The organism is Amycolatopsis nivea, from assembly GCF_004522235.1.
In the GTDB taxonomy this organism is placed as follows: Bacteria; Actinomycetota; Actinomycetes; order Mycobacteriales; family Pseudonocardiaceae; genus Amycolatopsis; species Amycolatopsis nivea.
The window spans coordinates 67,440-88,962 of the sequence record NZ_SDLT01000019.1; the positions used below are offsets into that span (position 1 = coordinate 67,440).

Consider the following 21,523-nt stretch of genomic DNA (forward strand, 5'->3'; position numbering starts at 1 on the left):
GGAGTCCTCACGATTCCAGTTCTGCGGCAAGCCGTTCCAGCTCGCTCAGCACGAGGTCTTCGACGGTTTCGGCCAGCGCCGCGACAGTGCGCGCGGCCATCACGTCGGCCGGGGTGAGCCGGACGTCGAAGAGCGCGCTGGCTTGGGCGGAAATCTGCAGGCTGCGCAGCGAATCCCCGCCGAGGGAGAAGAAATTGTCCTGCGTGCCGACGCGGTCCGCGCCGAGCACCTCGGCCCAGATCCCGGCGAGCGCGCGCTCGGTCTCGGTCGCCGGTTCGACGTGCCCGGTTTCGGCCGCCTGGGGGGCGGGCAGCGCACGCCGGTCGAGTTTTCCGTTGGCGCTCACCGGAAGCCGGTCGAGCGCGACGAACACTGACGGCACCAGGTAGTCCGGCAGCGACCGGGCCAGGAATTCCCGGAGCGCTTCTTCTCCGGCCGCCGACACGACGTACGCGACCAGCCGCTTCGCGCCCGGCTGGTGCTCCCGGACGAGCACCGCGGCCTGCGCGACGTCCGGATGCCGGGCCAGCGCGGCCTCGACCTCGCCCGGTTCGACCCGGAACCCGCGCAGCTTGACCTGGTCGTCGCGGCGGCCGAGGAACTCCAGGGCGCCGTCGGGCCGCCAGCGGACGACGTCGCCGGTGCGGTACATCCGCTCCCCCGGCGGGCCTTCCGGGTCGGCGACGAACCGGTCCGCGGTCAGCCCCGGCCGGTCCCGGTAGCCCCGGGCCAGACCCGCGCCGGCCAGGCACAGTTCGCCGGGCACGCCGGGCGGCACCGGGCGCAGGTCCGCGTCGAGCACCCGGACGCGGGCGCCGTCGAGCGGACGGCCGATCGGGATCCGGTCCGGCGGCGGCGCGTCCATCGGATAGGCGGTGGCGAACACGGTCGTCTCGGTCGGGCCGTAGCCGTCGACGACCCGCAGCCCGGGACACGCGGCCAGCACCCGCCGCACCGCTTCGGCCGGGACGACGTCGCCGCCGGTCCAGACCTCGCGCAGGCCGGCGAAGCATTCCGGCGTTTCCTGGGCGAGGATCCGGAACAGCCCCGCGGTGACCCAGACCGAGGTCAGGCCGTGCTCGCGGACGAGCCCGCGCAGCAGCGGCGCGTCGAGGCCGGTGTCCGGGCTGGTGACGACCCAGCCGCCGGTGAGCAGCGGCACCCACAGCTCGTAGGTCGAGGCGTCGAACGCGAGCGGCGAGTGCAGCAGGATCCGTTCGTGCGCGCCGCCGCGGAACCGGTGGTCGGCGGCCAGCGCCGCGATGTCGCGGTGGCGCACCACCACGCCCTTCGGCACCCCGGAGGAGCCGGACGTGTACATCACGCAGGCCGCCTGATCCGGGTCAGTGCCAAGCTCCGGGTCGCTGTCCGGCTCATCGTCCACAGAGGACAGCAGCACGGTCTGGCCGAGAGGATGTTCTTCCGCGGCAACGATGAACCGGACGCCGTCGAGCAGCATCCGTTGCCGCTCGAGCGGAGCGCGCGCGTCGATCGGCAGGTACGCGCCGCCCGCCTTGACCACGGCCAATTCGGCGATCACCGCGTCCGCGTGGTCCACGGCGAGCCCGACCGGTTCTTCTGGCCGCAGCCCGAGCCCGGCCAGCCGGTTCGCGAGACGGTTGGCCCGCCGGTTCAGCTCGGCATACGTGACCGGTTCGCCGTCGAGGACGGCCGCGAGCGCGTTCGGCCGGAGCCGGACCTGCTCGGCGAACAAATCCGGCAGCGACCGGGGTTCTGGTGCGCCGCAGGTCGCCGCTCGTTCGGCGAGGAGCTGGGTTTCGGCCGCGGTCATGATCGGGACAGAGCCGAGCGTCCGGTCGCCGTCCGCGGTCAGGCCGCTGAGGATTTCCAGCAGCCGCGCCGCCAAGCTGGTCACCGTCGCGGGGTCGAAGAGCGCCGGGTCGTAGCCGACGTCCACCGTCAGCTCCGAACCGGGCGAGGCGACGACGGTGATCGGGAAGTTCGTCGTCTCCCGCGCGGACAGGTCGCGCACGGTCAGGCCGTGTCCCGCCGCCGCACCGGTGATCGGGTAGTTCTCGAACACCACGAGGCTGTCGCACAGGTTCACCCCGCCGGGCAGGCCCGCCCAGCCCTGGACGCGCGCCAGCGGGACGTGCCCGTGCCCGCGTGCTTCGGCCTGCGCCGTCTGCAGCCGGGCGAGCCACTCCGCGACGGAAACACTCCGGTCCACCGCGACCCGCACCGGCAGGGTGTTGATGAAGATGCCCGGAATGTCGTCCACCCCGGGCACTTCGGCCGGACGGCCGGAGGAGGTCGCCCCGAACACGACGTCGTTCTGTCCACTGTAGACCGACAGCAGCAGCGCCCACGCTCCCTGCAGCACGACGTTGTGCGTGAGGCCGTGGCGTTTGACGAACGCGTCCAGCCGGGCGGTGGCGGCGCGGTCCAGGTGCACGGGCAGCCACTCGGCCGAGCACGGGGCGTGGCCGGACGGCGGGGTCCGGTCGGTCGGCAGCTGCGTCGGGCCTTCGATCCCGGCGAGCGCGGTGCGCCAGAACTCTTCGGACGCGGCCTGGTCGTGCTCGCCCAGCCAGGCGAGGTAGTCGCGGAACGGCGGACGGGACGGCAGCGGCTGTCCGGCGTAGGCGGTGCAGACGTCCGAGAGCACCTGGAAGACGCTCCAGCCGTCGAGGAGGACGTGGTGGAACGTCCACAGCACCAGGACTTCCGTGCCGGACAGCCGGGCGAGCGCGATGCGGGCCAGCGGCGCGACGGCCAGGTCCAGGCCCTCGGCCCGGTCTTCGGCGAGCAGCCGCGCCAGCTCCGCGTCGTGGGTGTCCAGCTCGGTCCAGTCGAGGTGCCGGACTGGCAGTTCGGCTTCGCGGTGCACGACCTGGACCGGCTCGTCCACGCCGGTCCAGACGAACGACGTCCGCAGGACCGGCGTGCGGTCGACGACCTGCTGCCACGCCGCGCCGAGCCGCTGCGGATCGGTGACACCTTCGAGGACGAAGGTCGCCTGCTCGAAGTACATGCCCTGCGCGGTCTGGGACAGTCCGTGGAAGACCATTCCGCCCTGCATCGGCGTCAGCGGATAGATGTCCTCGACCGTCTGGCCTGCGACGAGCTGGTCCACTCCCGCTTGATCGAGCGCGGCGAGCGGGAAGTCGGAAGGGGTGCGTCCGCCCGCGTCCGGCTCGGCGCAGTGCACGATGATTTCCCGCAGTGCCGTCAGCATCTGCTCGGCCAGGGTTTCGACGGCGTCCCCGGCGGTGGCGTGCGACCAGGTCAGTTCCAGCACGCCTGCTTCGACCCGGCCGACGACGTCGAGCATGTGGGTGCGAGGTGCTTCCGGGTCGACGTCGGCGTCCAGGCTGCCGACGCGGAACAGCCCGCCTTCGGCCGCGCTGAACTGGCCGAGGTAGTTGAAGCTCACCTGCGGGTCGATCGCCGGGGCCGTGCCGGTCAGGTAGCGCAGTGCGCCGTAACCGATGCCTCGCCGCGGGATCGCGCGCAGCTGTTCCTTGACCGACTTCAGCGCGAGACCCCATTCGTCCGGGACGTCCAGCGCGACCGGGAACATGCTGGTGAACCAGCCGACCGTCCGGGACAGGTCGACCCCCTCGAACAGGTCTTCGCGGCCGTGGCCCTCCAGGTCGATCACCGGGATTTCGCCGGTCCAGTCCCTGAGGACGCGGCCCAGCGCGGTCAGCAGCACGTCGTTGACCTGCGTCCGGTAGACCTCGGGGACGTCCTGCAGCAGCGCCCGGGTCTCCTCGGCGGTGAGGCGGACGGTGACCTCGCGGGTGTCGGCGATGATGCCCGGCTCGCCCGGCGTGACTGGCGGAAGGGCTTGCCAGTGGGCGAGTTCGTCGTCGAAACCGCCTGCCTCGGCGTGTTCGGCGAGCCGTCGGGCCCAGGCAAGGAACGACGTCGTCTTCGGTTCCAGGTCATCGCCTCGGTAGGCGGTTTCCAGGTCCTCCAAGAGGATCCGCCACGACACGCCGTCGATGACCAGGTGGTGCGCGGCCAGCAGCAGCCGTCGTCCGTCGAGGACAGTATTCAGCAGCGGGCCGTGTCGGAAATCGAAGACGGGCTCGCCGACGAGCAGGTCCGCCGGGCCGGGCGGGTCGCTGTGCTGAGTTTGGCCGAACCGCAGGCGCAGGGCGTCGTGGTGCGCCCAGACCGTGGCGAGCGCCCGGCGCAGCGCGGGCTCGTCGACGTCCTCGGCGAATTCCAGGACGACCCGCTGGTCGAACCGCTCCGGCTGGGTCTCGAAGTACCAGCGCTGGATCGGCGTGAGCGGCGCTTCGCCGACGACCGGTCCTTGCTCGGCCTTCGGCCCGCGGTCGCCTCCGGCGTGCGCGGCGAGCGCGGCCAGCGTCGGGTGCCGGAACACCTTGTGCGGCAACAGGATCAGCCCGGCGCGGCGCGCCCGGGAGACGACCTGGATGCTGAGAATCGAATCGCCGCCGAGTTCGAAGAAGTTCGTCTCGGCCCCGACGTCCTCGACGCCAAGCACCTCCGACCAGATCCCGGCCAGGACCCGTTCGGCCTCAGTCGCCGGGGCGGTGCGGGCGCCGGTCGCGGCGAAGTCCGGGGCAGGCAGGGCGTTCCGGTCGAGTTTTCCGTTGTGGTTCAAGGGAAAACGGTCCAGCCGGACGAACGCGGCCGGGACCATATAGTCCGGCAAGGTCCGGCCGAGGAACGCGGGCAGCTCGTCCGCTTCGCCGGTGTAATAAGCGACGAGCCGCTTGACGCCGTGGTCCTCGCGAGCCAGCACGGCGGCCTGCGAGATGCCGGGGTGCGCGGCGAGCGCGGCCTCGACCTCGCCGGGTTCGATCCGGAAGCCGCGGATCTTGACCTGCTCGTCCACGCGGCCGGCGAAGTCCAGTTCGCCCCGCGCGGTCCAGCGGACAAGGTCGCCAGTGCGGTACATCCGCTCCCCCGGCGGCCCGAACGGGTCGGGCAGGAACCGTTCGGCGGTCAGGCCGGGAGCGCCGTAGTAGCCGCGCGCCAGGCCCGCGCCGGCGAGGTGGAGTTCGCCGAGCGCGCCCGGCGGCACCGGCCGCAGGTCCAGGCCGAGGACGTAGGCGCGGGTGTTGTCCAGCGGTTTCCCGATCGGCACCACGTCCGGCACCGGACCGAGGACCGGATGCGCCAGAGCGAACGTCGTGGTCTCGGTCGGGCCGTAGACGTCCACGACGGTCGTGTCCGGGCAGGTTTCCCGCACGCGCCGCACGGCAGCCGACGGGACCGCGTCGCCACCGGCCCAGACCTCCTTCAGGCCGCGGAAGATCTCCGGCGTTTCCCGGGCCGCGAGCCGGAACAGGCCGGTGGCGAGGAAGGCAGCGTCGACCCGGTGCTCGGCGAACAGGCGGCCGATGGTGTCCAGATCGAGGTCGCCGGGCGGGGCGACGACGACCGTCCCGCCGTTGAGCAGCGGCACCCAGAGTTCGTACGTCGAAGCGTCGAAAGCCTGCGACGCGTGCAGCAACACCCGGCGGTGCCCGGCGAAACGCCGGTCGGCCGCCAGCGCCACGATGTCGCGGCGAGTGGGCGCGACGCCCTTCGGCTTTCCGGTCGACCCCGAGGTGTACATGACGTACGCCAGGTTCGCCGGGTCCGCCTTCGGGAGCTTTACCGCCGCGCTGTGCTCGCCGGGCACGGCCGTGGGTCCACTGTGGACCTTAGCTGCGGTATCACGCCATTTGTCGTCGGTGACCAGGATCTTCACGCCGGACAAGAGGGTTTTGAGCCGGGGTTCGGGCGCGCGGGTGTCGAGCGGCAGGTAGGCCGCACCGGCTTTGACGATCGCCAGCTCGGCGACGATCAGCCCGGGCGAACGGTCCATCAGCACGCCGACGAGCGTTTCCGGACCCGCACCCAGCGAAACCAGGTAGCGGGCGAGGCGGTCGGATTGCCGGTCGAGCTCCGCGTACGTCAGGCGGATCCCGTCGCCCGCCACCGCGACCGCTTCCGGCGCTTGCCGGACCTGCTCGGCGAACAATTCGGACAGGTCGTCGTCCGGGAGCGGCTGGGCAGTGTCGTTCCAGTCGTGGAGCACTTGCTGCCGTTCGGCCGTCGTGAGCAGTTCGATGTCTTCCAGCGATCCCGGGCCCGCGCTGAAGGCGTCGAGAACGGCGAGGAGTTGCCGGGTGATCCGCTCGGCGGTCTCGGGGTCGAACAGGTCTGGGTCGTAGCCGATGTCGAGGGTCAGCTGCTCCCCCGGCGACGCGACGATGCTGATCGGATAGTTCGTCGTCTCGGCCGCGTCGACGTCGCGCAGCCGCAGCCCGGGCGTCGAAGCCTTGTCGATGGGGTAGTTCTCGAACACCACGATGCTGTCGAAAAGGCTTCCGCCGCACCCACTCCACGCCTGCAGCTTCGTCAGCGGAAGGTGGCTGTAACGACGGGATTCGACTTGCGCGGCCTGCAACTCAGCCAGCCACTCGGTCACGTCAGCCCCGGTCACGGTGGTCCGCACGGGCAGGGTGTTGATGAAGATGCCGGTGATGTCGTCCGCGCCGGGAAGGTCGACCGGACGCCCGGAAACCGTGGTGCCGAAGCAGACGTCGCGCTCGCCGCTGAGCCTCGCCAGCACCAGCGCCCACGCGCCCTGCAAAACGGTGTTGAGCGTGAGACCGGCCCGGCGCGCGAAGTCACGCAGCCGTCCCGAGTTTTCGACCGGCACGCGCAGCCATTCCGACGACCGGCTCGTGTGCGCCTGCGCGGGAGCCCGGTCGTAGGGCAGCCTGGCGGGAGCGACGAGGCTGCCGAGTTCGCGCCGCCAGTGTTCCTCGGCGGCCGCGTCGTCCTGGCGATCCAGCCAGGCGACGTAGTCGCGGAACGGCGGTCGCTCGGGCAGCTCCGCACCGGAGTACGCGGCGAAGACGTCGGACAGCACGCCGAAGACGCTCCAGCCGTCGAGCAGGACGTGATGGAACGTCCACAGCACGCGGAATTCGGCGTCCGACAACCGCGCGAAAGCCAGTCGCAGCAACGGCATTTCGGTGAAATCGAGACCTTGCGCCCGGTCGGCGGCCAGCAGGTCCTGCCACGCCTGGTCGCGTTCGTCCGGAGTGCGGCCGCGCCAATCGTGCCGCACGATCGGGACCGGGACCTGCCGCTGGACGACCTGGACCGGTTCGGGCACGCCCTCCCAGGCGATCCGCGTCCGCAGCACCGGCGTCCGGTCGACCACCCGCCGCCACGCCCGTTCCAGCGCGGCCAGGTCCTCGACGCCATCCAGCACAAACCCGACCTGCTGGAAGTAGACCCGCTCGCCGGGCTGGGACAGCGCGTGGAACACCATCCCGGACTGCATGGGTGTCAGCGGGTAGACGTCCTCGATCTCGCGGCCGTCGCCGACCAGCTCGTCCACAGTGGATTGGTCGAGGGCGGCGAGCGGGAAGTCCGACGGCGTCCGGCCGCCCGCGCCCGGCTCGGCGCAGTGCCGGATGATTTCACGCAGCGCGCTCGTCATCGCGGCGGCGAGCGTGTCCACAGTGGATTCTTCGTGGATGCCTTCGGCGTAGTACCAGGTCAATTCCAGTTCATCGGATTCGACACGGCCGACGACGTCGAGCAGGTGCGCGCGAGCCGAGCGCGGACTTTCGTCGGATTCGAGACGGCCGGAGCCGAACTGGCCGAGGTAGTTGAAGCTCACCTGCGGGTCGATTTCCGGCGCGGTGCCGGTCAGGTAGCGCAGTGCACCGTAACCGATCCCCCGGCGCGGCACCGCGCGCAACTGTTCCTTGACGGACTTGAGCGCCTTGCCCCAGTCGTCCGGCACGTCCAGCGCCACGGGGAAGACCGTGGTGAACCAGCCGACCGTCCGGGACAGGTCGACGTCGTCGAACAGGTCCTCGCGGCCGTGGCCTTCCAGGTCGACCACCGCGGTCCCGCCGGTCCAGTCGCGCAAGACGCGGCCGAGGGCGGTGAGCAGCACGTCGTTGACCTGCGTGCGATACGCCTTCGGGACGTCTCGCAGCAGCGCCCCGGTCTCCGCCGCCGACAGCCGGACGGTCACGGAGCGCAGGGAAGCGTTGGTCGCGTCGCCTCGGCCGTCGACCGGCACCGTAGTCCGGCCGGAAACGCCGCGCCAGTAGCCGAGTTCGTCGTCGAACCCGCCTGCGGCAGCGTGCTCCGAGAGGCGGATCGCCCAGTCGCGGAAGGACGTCGTGCGCGGGCCGAGGTCGATCGGTTTGCCTTCCCGCACCTGGTCGTAGGCGCGCTCGAAGTCCTCGATGAGCACGCGCCACGAGACGCCGTCGACCACGAGATGGTGCACGGACAGCCGGTCCTGCTCGAACCGGACCAGCGGTGCCTCGGCCCCGACCGGGCCGTTCTCCTGAAGCCAGTGCGTTTCGCCGCGGGCGAAGCGCATCCGGAGCGCGTCGTGGTGGGCAAGCAGCGCCTCGACGGCCGCGCGCGCCGCGTCCGGATCGAGCGTTCCCAAGTGGACGAACTGGTGGAAGTGGTCCGGTTCGGCGGTTTGCGTCGCGAAGAACCAGCGCTGGATCGGCGTGAGCGGCACCGGGCCGTGGACCGGGCCGTGCTCGGCCACCGTCGTCGCGGTGCGGGCCGCCGCGGCGAGCGCGGCCGGGGTCCGGTGGGCGAACAGATCGCCGGGCTGCAGCTCCAGTCCGGCCCGGCGGGCGCGGGAGACGACCTGCATGCTGAGGATCGAATCGCCGCCGAGCTCGAAGAAGTCGTCGGTCGCGCCGACGCGGTCGACGCTGAGCACGTCGGCCCAGATCTCGGCGATGGCGCGTTCGCGCTCGGTCCTCGGCGCGACGTGGTCCCGCGCGCCGAATTCGGGAGTGGGCAGCGCCTGCCGGTCGAGCTTCCCGTTGACGTTCACCGGGAACCGCTCCAGCCGCACGAACGCGGCGGGCACCATATAGTCCGGCAGCGTCCGGCCGAGGAATTCCGCCAGACCGTCGGTCTTGCCGACGATGTAGGCGACCAGCCGCTTCACGCCGCCGTCCTCGCGGGCCAGCACGGCGGCCTGTTCGACGCCGGGATGCTCGCCGAGCGCGGCCTCGATTTCGCTCGGTTCGACCCGGAACCCGCGGATCTTGACCTGCTCGTCGGCCCGGCCGACGAACTCGAGCGCGCCTTCGTCGTTCCAGCGGACGAGGTCGCCGGTGCGGTACATCCGCTCCCCCGGCGGGCCGAACGGATCCGCGACGAACCGGTCCGCGGTCAGCCCAGACCGCCCGAGGTAACCGCGCGCCAGGCCCGCGTCGGCGATGTGCAGTTCGCCGGGCGCGCCGGGCGGGACGAGCCGGAGGTCGTCGTCGAGGACGTACACGCGGGTGTGGTCGAGCGGTCCGCCGATCGGGACGACGTCCGGGACCTCGCCGGGCAGCGGGTGCACGGTCGCGAACGTCGTGGTCTCGGTGGGGCCGTAGACGTCGGCGACCAGGGTGTCCGGGCAGGCCGCCTGGACCCGGCGCAGCGCGGCCGCGGGGACGGCGTCGCCGCCGGTCCAGACTTCGCGCACGCCCGCGAAGACCTCCGGCGATTCCTGCGCGACCAGGCGGAACAGGCCGGTGGTGAGGAACGCGCCGGTCACGCCGTGCGTGGTGAGCGAGCGGCCGAGCGTCTCGACGTCCACGTCTCCCGGCGGGGCCAGCACGACCGTGCCGCCGTTGAGCAGCGGCACCCACAGCTCGTAGGTCGCGGCGTCGAAGGCCTGTTGCGAGTGCAGCAGAATCCGGTCGTGGCGGGCGAAGCGCTGGTCGAGCGTGAGCGCCACGACGTCGCAATGCCGCGCCGAAACGCCCTTCGGGCGGCCGGTCGAACCGGACGTGTAGATGACGTAGGCGAGTTGTTCGGGGTCGACCCGGACGTCCGGCGGAGTGGCGGGGGCGCTGCTGTCGCCGGTGAGGACAGTGCCGGTGTGGACGTCTTCGGCGGTCTCCAGCCAAGCCGCGTCGGCCAGGAGGACGGTTGCCTCGGCCTCGTGCAGGAGCAGGCGCAGCCGGTCGGCCGGGGCGCGCAGGTCCAACGGCAGGTAAGCGCCACCGGCCTTGACGATCGCCAGTTCCGCGACGACGAGTTCCGGCGAGCGGTTCATCAGGACGGCAACCCGGTCCTCGGCCCGCACTCCGGCGGCGATCAGCCGGTGGGCCAGGCGGTTCGCGCGGACGTCGAGTTCGCGGTAGGTGATCTGCTCGTCGTCCGTTACAAGCGCGAGGGCGTCCGGACTCCGCCGGACCTGGGCCTCGAAGAGCTCGGGCACCGCCTTGGCCGGGAGCGGGCGGGCCGTCTCGTTCCGCTCGGCGAGCAGGTGGTTGATCTCGGTCTCGGAGAGCATCGGCACCCGGGACACCGGCTCGTGCGGGGCCGCGACCATGCCCCGGACCAGTGCTTCGAGGTGCGCCGCGAGCCTCGCCGCCGCCGAGTCGCCGATCCGCTCCGGGTCGTGCGTGAGAATGAGCGACAGCTTCCGTCCGGGGTAGGCGACGACGCCCAGCGGGTAGCTGGTCCGTTCGGCCGCACGGACGTCGCGCAGTTCGGAGACCTCGTCGATCGGGTAGTTCTCGAAGACGACGATGCTGTCGAACAGGCTCCCGCCGCCGCTCCACGCTTGCAGTTTCGTCAGGCCGACGTGCCCGAAGCGGCGCGATTCCGCTTGTGCCGCTTGGAGATCGCGCAGCCAGTCCGTGACCGCGCAGGTGCCGTCGAGCCGGACGCGCACTGGCAGCGTATTGATGAAGATGCCGGGGATGTCGTCCGCGCCGGGCAATTCCGCTGGACGGCCGGACACCGTCGCGCCGAAGCACACCTTGGCTTCGCCGCTGTAGCGTGCCAGCAACGCGGCCCACGCACCTTGGACGACCGTGTTGACCGTCAGCCGGTTCCGCCGCGCGAAGGCGTACACCGCGGCGGACGTCTCGTCGTCCAGTTCCACCGGGATCCGGCCGGTCGAACTCGACGTGTGCGTGCGGGCGGCGGGGCGTTCGAGCGGCAACGGAGTCGGTGCGACCCCGGCGAGTTCGGCTCGCCAGTGCGCCTCGGCGCGCTCGTCGTCCTGCGCGGCGAGCCAGGCCGCGTAGTCGCGGAAGGGCGGCCGGACGGGCGGTTCTTCACCGCGCAGCAGGGCGACGATGTCGGAGAGCATGCCGAAGACGCTCCAGCCGTCGAGGAGGACGTGGTGGAAGGTCCAGAGCACCCGCACCCGGGTGGCAGATTCCTTCGCGATCACCAGCCGGGCCAGCGGGGCTTGGGCGAGATCGAATCCCTCCGCAAGATCCTGTGCCAGAAGCCGCTTCAGCGCTTCCTCGGCATCCACAGTGGACCAGTCCAGATAGGACACTGGCAGTTCGACCTTACGGTGCACGATCTGCAGCGGCTGGGGCACGCCGTCCCACACGATCCGGCTGCGCAGTATCGGGGTCCGCTCGACCATCCGTCGCCAAGCCTCGCCGAGCCGTTGCGGATCGGGCACATCGTCCACAGTGAACGAAACCTGTTCAAAGTAGACGCGGTCGCCGGACTGGGCGAGGTCGTGGAACACCATCCCGGCCTGCATCGGAGTCAGCGGGTAAATGTCCTCGACGTCCCGGCCGTCGCCGACCAATGCGTCTACTGTGGATTGCTCTATTGCGGCCAGCGGGAAGTCCGACGGCGTCCGGCCGCCTGCTTCCGGCTCCGCGCAGTGCCGGATAATCTCGCGCAGCGCTTCGGCCATCGCCGTCGCCAGCCGGTCCACAGTGGATTCCTCGTGGACGCCTTCGGCGTAATGCCAGGCCAGCTCCAGCTCTCCGCCCTCGACGCGACCGACCACCTCCAGCAGGTGCGGACGGACGGTGTCCGGCGAGACGTCCAGCGCGAGTTCCCGGTGCAGGGTCAGGCCGCCGGGCAGGTCGAACTGGCCGAGATAGTTGAAGCTCACCTGCGGCTCGATCACCGGCGCGGACCCGGCGAGATACCGCAGCGCGCCGTAGCCGATCCCCCGGCGCGGCACCGCGCGCAGCTGCTCCTTGACCGCCTTGAGCGCCGCGCCCCAGCCGTCCGGAACGTCCAGCGCCACCGGGAAGATGCTGGTGAACCAGCCGACCGTCCGCGACAGGTCGACCCCGTCGAACAGCTCCTCGCGGCCGTGCCCTTCGAGGTCGATCACCGGCCGGTGCCCGGTCCAGTCCCCCAGCACCCGGCCCAGCGCGGCCAGCAGCACGTCGTTGACCTGTGTCCGGTACGCCTGCGGCACCTCGCGCAGCAGCGCGCGCGTCTCGTCGGCGGTGAGCCGGGCGGTGACGACGCGGGCGCGGCCGAAGGTGTTCTCCGCCGTGCCGTCGACCGGGAGCGGGGCCGGCGTGGGCAGCTCCCACCAGTGCGCGAGTTCGTCGTCGAAGCCGCCCGCTGCCGCGTGCTCGGCCAGCCTGCTCGCCCACTCGCGGTAGGACGTCGTCCGCGGACCGAGGTCGATCGGTTCCTCGCGCACGGCCTGCTGGTAAGCGCGGTCGAGGTCTTCGAGCAGCAACCGCCACGACACGCCGTCGACCACCAGGTGGTGCGCGGCCAGGTGCAGCGTCCGCGGTTCGCCGGTCAGCGACCAGCGCAGCAGCGTGTGCCCTTCGCCGACCGGGGCGTTGTGCTGGTGCCAGGCCTCGCGGTCGTGGCTGAACCGCATCCGCAGCGCGTCGTGCCGTTCGGACAACGCCGCCAGCGCGCGGATCAGCGCGGTCAAGTCGACGTCGGCGGGCAGTTCGACGGCGATCGTCTGGTCGAAGCGATCCGCGTCCAGGCCGAAGAACCAGTGCTGGATCGGGGTGAGGACGACGTCGCCGCTTTCCGGGCCGCGCGCCGGGATCGCCGCGGCTTCGCTGACCGTCGGGGCGAGCGCGGCGATGGTCTGGTGGCGGAACAGGTCCGCGGTGGTCACGCTGAGCCCCGCTTGCCGGGCCCGGGAACTCACCTGGATGCTCAGGATCGAATCGCCGCCGAGAGCGAAGAAGTTGTCGTCCACGCCGACGCGGTCGAGGCCGAGCACGTCCGCCCAGATCCCGGCGAGCACGGCCTCCCGTTCGGTGCGCGGGGCCACTGTCCGCTCGCTGGCGACCTGCGGCTCCGGCAGCGCACGACGGTCGACCTTGCCATTGGCGGTGAGCGGCAGCTCGGCCAACGGGACGAGCACTGACGGCACCATGTAGTCCGGCAGCGTGCGCGCGACGGCCCGGCGGAGTGCTTCGGTGTCGATGTTCGCCGGGACCACGTAGCCGACCAGTTGCTTGCGTCCGCCGGTCGCCCGGATCGTCACGAACGCCTGCGCCACCCCTTCTTCGGCGGCCAGGGCGCGTTCGATCTCGGCCGGTTCGACCCGGAAGCCGCGGATCTTGACCTGGTCGTCCACGCGGCCGAGGAACTCGAGCGTCCCGTCGGTGCGCCATCGGCCCAGGTCGCCGGTCCGGTACATCCTGGACCCGGGCTCGCCGAACGGGTCGGCGACGAACCGCTCCGCGGTCAGCCCCGGCTGCCCGAAGTACCCGCGCGCGAGCCCAGCACCAGCGATGCAGACCTCGCCGGCCGCGCCGCGCGGCAGCAGGCGGAACCGGTCGTCGACGACGTGGATCCGGACGTCCCGCAGCGGCGTTCCGATCGGGATCACATCCGGGACCTCGGCCGACATCCGGAACGAGGTGGCGAAGGTGGTGGTCTCGGTCGGACCGTAGCCGTCCACGACCGCGGTCCCCGGGCAGCGGTCGAGGACCCTTCGCACGGCGGGCGGGGGCACGACGTCGCCGCCGGTCCAGACCTCGCGGAGTCCGGCGAAGCACTCGGGCGTCTCCTCGGCGAAGAGCCGGAACAGGCCCGCGGTCAGCCAGAGTGCGGTGATGTCGTGCTGCGCGACCAGCTGCTGGATCGCGTCGGCGTCCAGGTCACCGGGCGGCGCGACGATCACTGTGCCGCCGTTGAGCAGCGGCACCCACAGCTCGTAGGTCGAGGCGTCGAAGGCGAGCGGGGAATGCAGCAGGACGCGCTCGTGACTGGCGAAGCGCGGATCGGTCGCGAGCGCCGTGACGTCCGCATGGCGTACTGCGACGCCCTTGGGGACGCCGGTGGAGCCTGAGGTGTACTCGACGTAGGCCAGATTTTGGGGGCTCAGCGTGATTTCCGGGGCTGGTCCGTCCACATCCGCCACGACCAAGGACGTTCCTTTGTGGACGGTTGCCGCGGTGTCGTGCCAGGTGTGGTCGGTGAGCACCAGCGACACTCCGTCAAGGACGCAGCGCAGGCGATCGGCCGGGGCGCGCAGGTCCAGCGGGAGATAGGCCGCGCCTGCCTTGAGGATCGCGAGCACGGCCACGACGAGGTCGGCCGAGCGGTCCATCAGCACGCCGACCCGCTCCTCCGGGCGGACGCCTTGCCGGATCAGGCGCTGGGCGAGACCGTTTGCCCGGGACTGTAGTTCTGCGTAGGTCAGCCGGATGTCGCCGCTCACGACCGCGGTCTGGTCGGGTTGTCGTTCCGCGCATCGGTCGAACCGCTCCGGCACCGTTTCGACGGGCGTGCTTTCGGCGGGTGCCGGGAGCAGGAACCGACGGTCGTCGGCGGTGAGCAGCGGAAGGTCGGCTATCGGCCGCGCCGGGTCGGTGGCGATGCCAGCGAGCAGGACTTCCAGGCTCTGCGTGAGCCGTTCGATGGTGGCGGCGTCGAAGAGCGCGGTGGCGTATTCGACGGTGACGCGCAGGCCGTCGGGTTGCGGCCAGAACTCGACCACGAGATCGAAGCGTGCCGAGGGTCGTGGCAGGGCATACTCGCTCACCTGCAACCCGGCGACCGTACGCTCTTCCACCAACGGGCGTTGCAGCACTACGACAGCCTGCACCAACGGCGTCCGCGACGGGTCGCGCTCCGGTTGGGCTTCCTCCACGACGCGGTCGAACGGGACGTCACCGTGTGCGAAAGCGGCCAGCACGGTTTCGCGGAACTCGGTCAGGAAATCATCGAACGGCTGCGCACTGTCCACTGAGGACCGCAGCACGAGGGTATTGACGAAGAACCCGGTCAGCTGCTCAAGTTCCGCCCGCTCGCGTCCGGACACTGCGGTGCCGACCGCGATGTCCCGTTGCCCGCTATACGCAGCCAGGACGACCTGGACGGCCGCAGTCAGGGTCATGAACAGCGTGGCACCCTGTGTGCGGCCCGCTTCCGCGATGGCGCGGACCAACTCGGCGAGCAGGTCGTGCCGGTGCACCGCGCCTTCGGTGGTGCGCTGCGGGGGCCGGGGGCGGTCGGTCGGCAGTGTGAGAGGTTCGAGGCCGTCGAGTGCTTCGCGCCAGTAGCCGAGCTGGTCGAGACGTTCGGACGCCAGCCGCCACTGGGCGTAGTCCTGGTAGCCGAGCGGAAGCGGGGGCAGGGACGCGCCGCCGTACAGGTCGAGGAGTTCGCCGGTGAGCACGGCGATCGACCGGCCGTCCGTCACGATGTGGTGCTGGCACAGGAGAAGCAGGTGCTCGTCCGGGGCGAGCGGGAACAGGACGGATCGAGTCAGCGGACCCGTCCGGAGGTCGAACGGTGCGCGCAGTTCAGCCTTCAGTGTCTCGTCGTCCGGGGTGGAATCCGCTATCCTCAAGGGTAGTTCCCCGGTTGGCGCTATCCGCTGTTTTCCTTGTCCCTCAATGGAATCGAAGGTCGTTCGCAGCGATTCGTGCCGCGCGCACAGCGAGGCCAGCGCCCCGTGCAGCTTGTCGAGGTCGAGCGGGCCGGACAGGCGGATCCCGACGCCGGTGTTGTACTCGGTGCTGCCGCAGGTCATCTCGTCGAGGAGCCACAACCGCCGCTGCGCCGGAGACAGCGGAAGCAGTTCCCTCGGCGACGCCACCGGAATCGCCTGCTCGGCTCGCGGACCACTTTCCAGCAGTCGGGCGAGCTGTGCCACGGTGGGCGCGTCGAAGAGCGCCCGCGCCGAGAGGTCCGCGCCGAACCTCCGGCGCAGGCGGGACAAGGCCTGCACGGCCAGGATCGAGTCGCCGCCCAAGGCGAAGAAATCGTCCTCGACACCGATCCGGTCCAGGCCCAGCACTTCCGTGACGACCTCGGCAACGGCGCGTTCAGTATCCGTCCCTGGCTCGGCACCTTCCGGCTCCGCCGACGGCGCAGGCAGCGCTCTCCGATCGACCTTTCCATTGGCACTCAACGGAAGCTCGTCCAACACGACAATCGCCGACGGCACCTGATAACTCGGCAACACCGCCGCGACAACGGCTTTCAAATCCTTCCGCAGCGCGCCCGGCACCAACACGACGTAGCCGACCAGCCGCTTGATGCCCGATCCGTCCTGCCGCGCGACGACCACGGCCTCCGCGACCGTGTCGTCCGCGGCAAGCACGGATTCGATCTCACCGAGTTCCACCCGGAACCCGCGGATCTTGACCTGATCGTCGGTACGGCCGAGAAATTCCAGCTCGCCCCGGTCGTTCCGGCGGACCACGTCGCCAGTACGGTACATCCGCTCGCCCAGCACCACGGGATCGGCGACGAACTTCTCCGCCGTCGCCCCGGGACGCGCCCAGTAGCCGCGCGCCAGCCCCGCGCCGGCCAGGTACAGGTCGCCGGTCGGGACCGGATTCAACGCGTCGTCCAGGACATACGCGCGCACGCCGTCCAGCGGGCGGCCGATCGGAATCGCCGTGACGTCCGCCGACTCGACCGCGTGGGCCGTCATGAAGGTGGTGGTCTCGGTCGGACCGTACCCGTCGACGACCGTGACGCCGGGGCAGGCCCGCAACACCCGCCGCACCGCTCCGGGCGGGACGACGTCGCCGCCGGTCCAGACCTCTCGCACACGCTGGAAACAGTCCGGCGCTTCCTGCGCGACGACCCGGAAAAGGCCCGCGGTCAACCAGATCGCACCGACCTCGAACCGGGACAGAACTTCGCGGAGGCTCTCGACGTCGAGGTCACCAGGCGGCGCGACCACCACGGTCCCGCCGTTCAAGAGCGGGACCCACATCTCATACGTGGAGGCGTCGAAGGCCGCAGGCGAGTGCAGCAACACCCGCCGATGCGCGTCCCGAGCGAATCTCCGGTCCGCCGCGAGCGCCGCAACATCCCGATGCCGGACCGCGACCCCCTTGGGCGTTCCAGTCGAGCCGGAAGTATGCATCAGATACGCCAGATTGTCCGGATGCAGTGCCACGGAGGGGAATTCCGCCTCCGGCAACGCCCGCCCGAGCACGACGATTTGTCCACTGTGGACCTCCGCCGCCCGGACCGGGTCGTCAGTCAGCAGCACCGTGACCCCGGCCTCGCCCAGCAGCGTCCGCAACCGCCCGTCCGGCGCCCGCCGATCGAGCGGAACATACGCCCCGCCCGCGATGACCACCGCCAACTCCGCGACGACCAGCCCGGCCGACCGCTCCGCCAACACCCCGACCCGGTCCTCCGTACGCAACCCGAGCCGCAGCAGGTAGGCGGCGAGCTTGCCTGCCTCACCGGCCAACTCGGCGTAGGTCAGGCGGGTCTCCGCACTTTCGACAGCGAGTGCATCCGGAGCCCGCCGCACCTGAGCAGCGAACAACGCAGGCAGAGCAGCAGCCGGATCCGGTTCGGCTGATTTGTCTTGGGCGGTCATCGTCGTTCGCTACCTTCCGGGCACACCAAGGGATCCCGCCTGGCGCGGGTGGGGGACGAGGAGTCAGGAGGGCGGCCTCAGCACCGCCGCGCGAGCCGGCCGCCGATTTCGACGGCGGTTGCCGCGCCGGGGTCGCCGCGGAACCGTCCGCACGGGGTGGCGCGGCCGGTCGCCGGGTCGCGGACGGTGAAGCTGCCGTCGGCGTACCGGGTCAGTTCGGGGAAGACGTCGCCGTCCACGTCGAGGCACGCGCCGCCGTCGGCGGTCGGCCGGATCGTGTATCCGAGGGCTCCGTTGCGATAAGTGCCGAAATCGCCGTTCGGCAGCGGAATCGGGCAGGATTCCGCGCCCTGGAGGCGATATGGCGGAAGGCCGAGGTCCGGCAGTTCCGCGGCCAGGTCGTGCCAGAGGTCGGTGCCGCCCGCGCCGTTGGCAGTCAGCGCGAGCACGCAGGCCCCGGCCTGGTCGATCCGCAGGTGGCACGAGGTGCCGTCGGCCGTGCCGTCGTGGCCGAGCCAGCGGAACTCCTCATCGCCGAAACAGGCCAGCCCCAGTCCCCAGCCGTCGGCGAGGCCGAACGGTTCCGCGACGGGCACCGGCCGGTGCAGGTCGCTCGCGGTGACGACGTCGAGCAATCCCGGTTTGCCGAGGTGGACCCGCCCGAGCGCGACCAGGTCGCGGGCGCTCAGCGCGAGCGCGCCCGCCGGGTCCAGCATCGGCGGCAGCACCTGTTCGAGCGGACGCTCGCCGTCGCGCGCGTGCCCGGTCGCGACGCCCGGGCTGTCGACGTAGACCGGCTCGATCTCCAACGGCCGCAACAGAATCGACTCGACCGCCTCGCGCCAGCCCATCCCGGTGACCTCTTCGATCAGCAGGCCGACGAGCGCGTAGCCGAGGTTGGAATAGGAGAACGCGGCGCCGGGCTCGCAGACGAACTCCGCGGCCCGCACCTCCTTCCGGCAGGACCCGCCCGCGTCGGCCGGGTCCGAGGGCAGCCCGCTGGTGTGGCTCAGCAGCCTGCGCAAGGTCAGCTCGGCGGACAGCGAGGGGTCGCCGAGAATCTCGCCTACCGGCTGGTCCAGCTCGAGATCGCCGTCGGAGACGAGCATCATCGCCAGGGTCGCGGTCGCCACCTTGGTGATCGAGCCGATCGGCACCCGCGAGTCCGCCCGCATCGGCCTGCCGCCGCCCGCCGAACCGGTCTGGACCATGACCGTCTCGCCGCCGGACCACACCGCGACCTGCGCTCCCCGCACCCGATGCCGGGCGGCCAGCCGCGGGAGCACTGCGGCCAGCCGGCCCGCATCGCCGGCGCCGGGCACCGGCCGCGGTCTCGGGACAGCGAATCTTTCTTTCCGGGAGTGCATGACCAAGCCTTTCGAATACTCGTAGGAGCCGCCCGGGGAATTGCCCCCCGCCCGCGCGGCACTAGCCCCAGCAGAGCGCGGCCGTCTTCAAGACCGGACCCGCGCCGGAATCCATACCCTGCCTAGCGCGGTTGCGCTCCAGCAACCGCCAAACGAAGGACTGCGGCATACGCCGGTTCGCACCCAGCGTCACACATTGCCGAGAGCATTCTAAAATATGAACAACGGACTCACACCTCAGGGCGACACACAGATAAGCGGACGGTCCGCCTTCGCATTCGGCCGACGTCCCGACCGCACCCGGAACCGTTTCCGACTGCTCCGACCAGCGTAAACCCGTCATTATCCCGGCCGCCTCGACAATGATCGAAACCGCCGAAGTAGTGCCAACGGACGCTGCCGTTGCCCCGACCGCAGCAACATCACCGCCGCGAGCGGGAGTTCAGCCGCGTCCCGGAAAACGATCACCTTCCGCCTCTCCTTAAACGCTTCCGAACAGCTAGCGGGACAAGTCGATCAGGAAGAATCGGCGATTCGCTCCGCTAAACCTCACCCGATCACCGGAAAATTCCGCCGACTCCCCTCCGCGCGGAATTCACCGCCCTCCCCGCACGACCACACGAATGGCGCGCGACGGCAGTAGCCCTTACTCCCGGGTAACTCGCCGCACTTCCCGTCGTTCCGCCATGAGACCGCCACAGTCGATTCCGGCATGAGCACCTCCGCCCGCACAGTCGCCCCCGCCGCCGGAAACGTTGCACCTTCTCCGCGACCAATAACCGAACAGCGGAACCCGCTTCCAACTGTCGGCAAGCTGTCAATAAGATGCATATTCCGCAGCATTTCCGACCGCACAGATCGGTAAAAGGGAACCATCGGGCCGATTGCCCACGAATTGACTATCACCCACTGTCCACTCAGGACAGACGTGCCCTCACTCCGCTGGCTTCCCGCCGCGCATCGCCGATAGAAGCACCGGCAGCGCCACGGCCAGCGCGATCCCCCGCACCGCACCGGCCACCGGATACGCCGCCCGGATGCCGAGCACGTCCGCGACCAGTCCGCCGACCAGCGATCCCAGCGGCATCAAACCCCAGCCCAGCATCCGGTAGACGCTGTGCACGCGCCCGCGCAGTTCCTGCGGCACCGCCTGCTGGCGCAGGCTGACCGTGACCACGCTCCAGAGCGTCGTCGCAAACCCGTTGAAACCCAGCAAAGCCCCGAGAACGACCGCATTCGGACTGGCTCCGATGAGCACGAAGATCACGATGTTGGCGATCAACGCGGTCAACAACGCTTGCAGCGCCCCGATTTTCGCCACGACCCGCGCGTTGACCATCCCGCCGAGCACACTGCCCGCCGCGGCCCCCGCGAGCAGCACGCCGTAACCGCGCTCGCTGACGTGCAAAGTCTGGGTCGCGAGCAGCACGACCGTCACATTGCCAAGCTGGTAGCAGAACGTGTTCACCGCCAGCAGCCCGGCCAACGTCCGCAGCAACCGGTGCCGCCCGAGCCACCGCACCCCCTCCACCACCGCGACCCGGACCGGTGGCTGCACCTCGCGCGGCGCCGGACGGCGAGGCAAAGTCGCCAACAACGCGGCAGACCCCGCGAACGACACCGCGTCCAGGCCGAACGGCAACGCCTCCGCCCCCGCGAACAGCAGACTCCCGATCGGCGGCCCGACGAACAACTGCCCCGCGTTGGCGACCGCGTACTGACTGCCGTTCGCCCGGTGCAACTGCGCCTCGGACACCAGGTCCGGCAGCACTGCGAGCGACGCGTTGGCGAACACGACCTCGCACGCACTGAGCCCGAACCCCATGGCCGCGAGCCCCGCGATGTCGATCCGCCCCAGCCCGATCAGCACGGCGACCACCGCGACGATCACCGCTTGAAGCGCCTGCGACCGCCAGAGGAGACTGACTCGGTCGCGCCGATCCACGAGCGCCCCCGCGGGCAAGGAGAGCAGCAGCCAGGGAAGGTAGGTCGCGGCCGAGACGACCGAGACCTGCACCGGATCGCGCGTGAGCGTGACCGTCAGCAGCGGGACCGCCGCGGAGAAGATCCCGTCCCCCACGTTGTCCACCGCAGAGGCCCACCACAACCGCCAGTACGCGGCGGGGAGCTTGGCTTTGGGGTCGCTGTGCTTCATGTTCGGGAGGGTTCCTGAGTCGAACATGTGTTCGCCATCATGTAGACTGGAGCTACATCGACGATGGCTGGAACCTCTTCGTATTTCGCTTGCCGCAAGATCCGGGGTGCCGCAGACTGGCGCGGCCGATGCCAAGTCCTGCGCGAATCCCGACTCAGCCCGACGCGTCCTTACCTGGGCGTGCCTGCCGTCGTGGGGTCGCGATGCCGGGATGCGCGGTTGTCGCGATCGCCGCGGTTGAACGGGCGGCGGTTGGACGCACCGCAGTCAGCCACGCACTGATCGAGCGGACCCCAGCCAGGCTCTCTCCCATCAGACGCGCCGCTGCCAACCGCGCAAACTGCGGCAAGGCGCGCGCCAGCCAAGGCCCCGCTGAGCGAACTGCGGCTACGCGGCCACGGGCCAAGCGGGCCACGGCCGCGTGCATCCCAGCTCAACGGGCATCAGCAG

The 21,523-nt window shown here is 70.7% G+C and carries 3 protein-coding genes; all 3 read right to left on the reverse strand.

Going from position 1 to position 21,523, the window contains the following annotated elements; translation table 11 throughout:
- Positions 1 to 7: 7 nt before the first annotated feature.
- The 3 genes from EIZ44_RS22525 to EIZ44_RS22535 all read right to left on the reverse strand — a co-directional run bounded on the left by EIZ44_RS22525 (position 8) and on the right by EIZ44_RS22535 (position 21,073).
- Positions 8 to 17,551, reverse strand: a complete 17,544-nt coding sequence (locus EIZ44_RS22525; protein ID WP_134731012.1) for a non-ribosomal peptide synthetase — start codon at positions 17,549 to 17,551, stop codon at positions 8 to 10.
- Between the two features lie 77 nt (positions 17,552 to 17,628).
- Positions 17,629 to 18,873 (reverse strand): serine hydrolase domain-containing protein, encoded by a 1,245-nt coding sequence (locus EIZ44_RS22530; protein WP_240691378.1) that lies wholly within the window; start codon positions 18,871 to 18,873, stop codon positions 17,629 to 17,631.
- Between the two features lie 979 nt (positions 18,874 to 19,852).
- On the reverse strand, positions 19,853 to 21,073 hold the full coding sequence (locus EIZ44_RS22535; RefSeq protein WP_134731016.1) for an MFS transporter: 1,221 nt from the start codon (positions 21,071 to 21,073) through the stop codon (positions 19,853 to 19,855).
- Between the last annotated feature and the right edge of the window lie 450 nt (positions 21,074 to 21,523).

Excerpts from the sequence above, each read along its gene's own strand:
- EIZ44_RS22525 (WP_134731012.1), bottom strand. The coding sequence starts at position 17,551 with ATGACCGCCCAAGACAAATCAGCCGAACCGGATCCGGCTGCTGCTCTG.
- EIZ44_RS22535 (WP_134731016.1), bottom strand. The coding sequence starts at position 21,073 with ATGAAGCACAGCGACCCCAAAGCCAAGCTCCCCGCCGCGTACTGGCGG.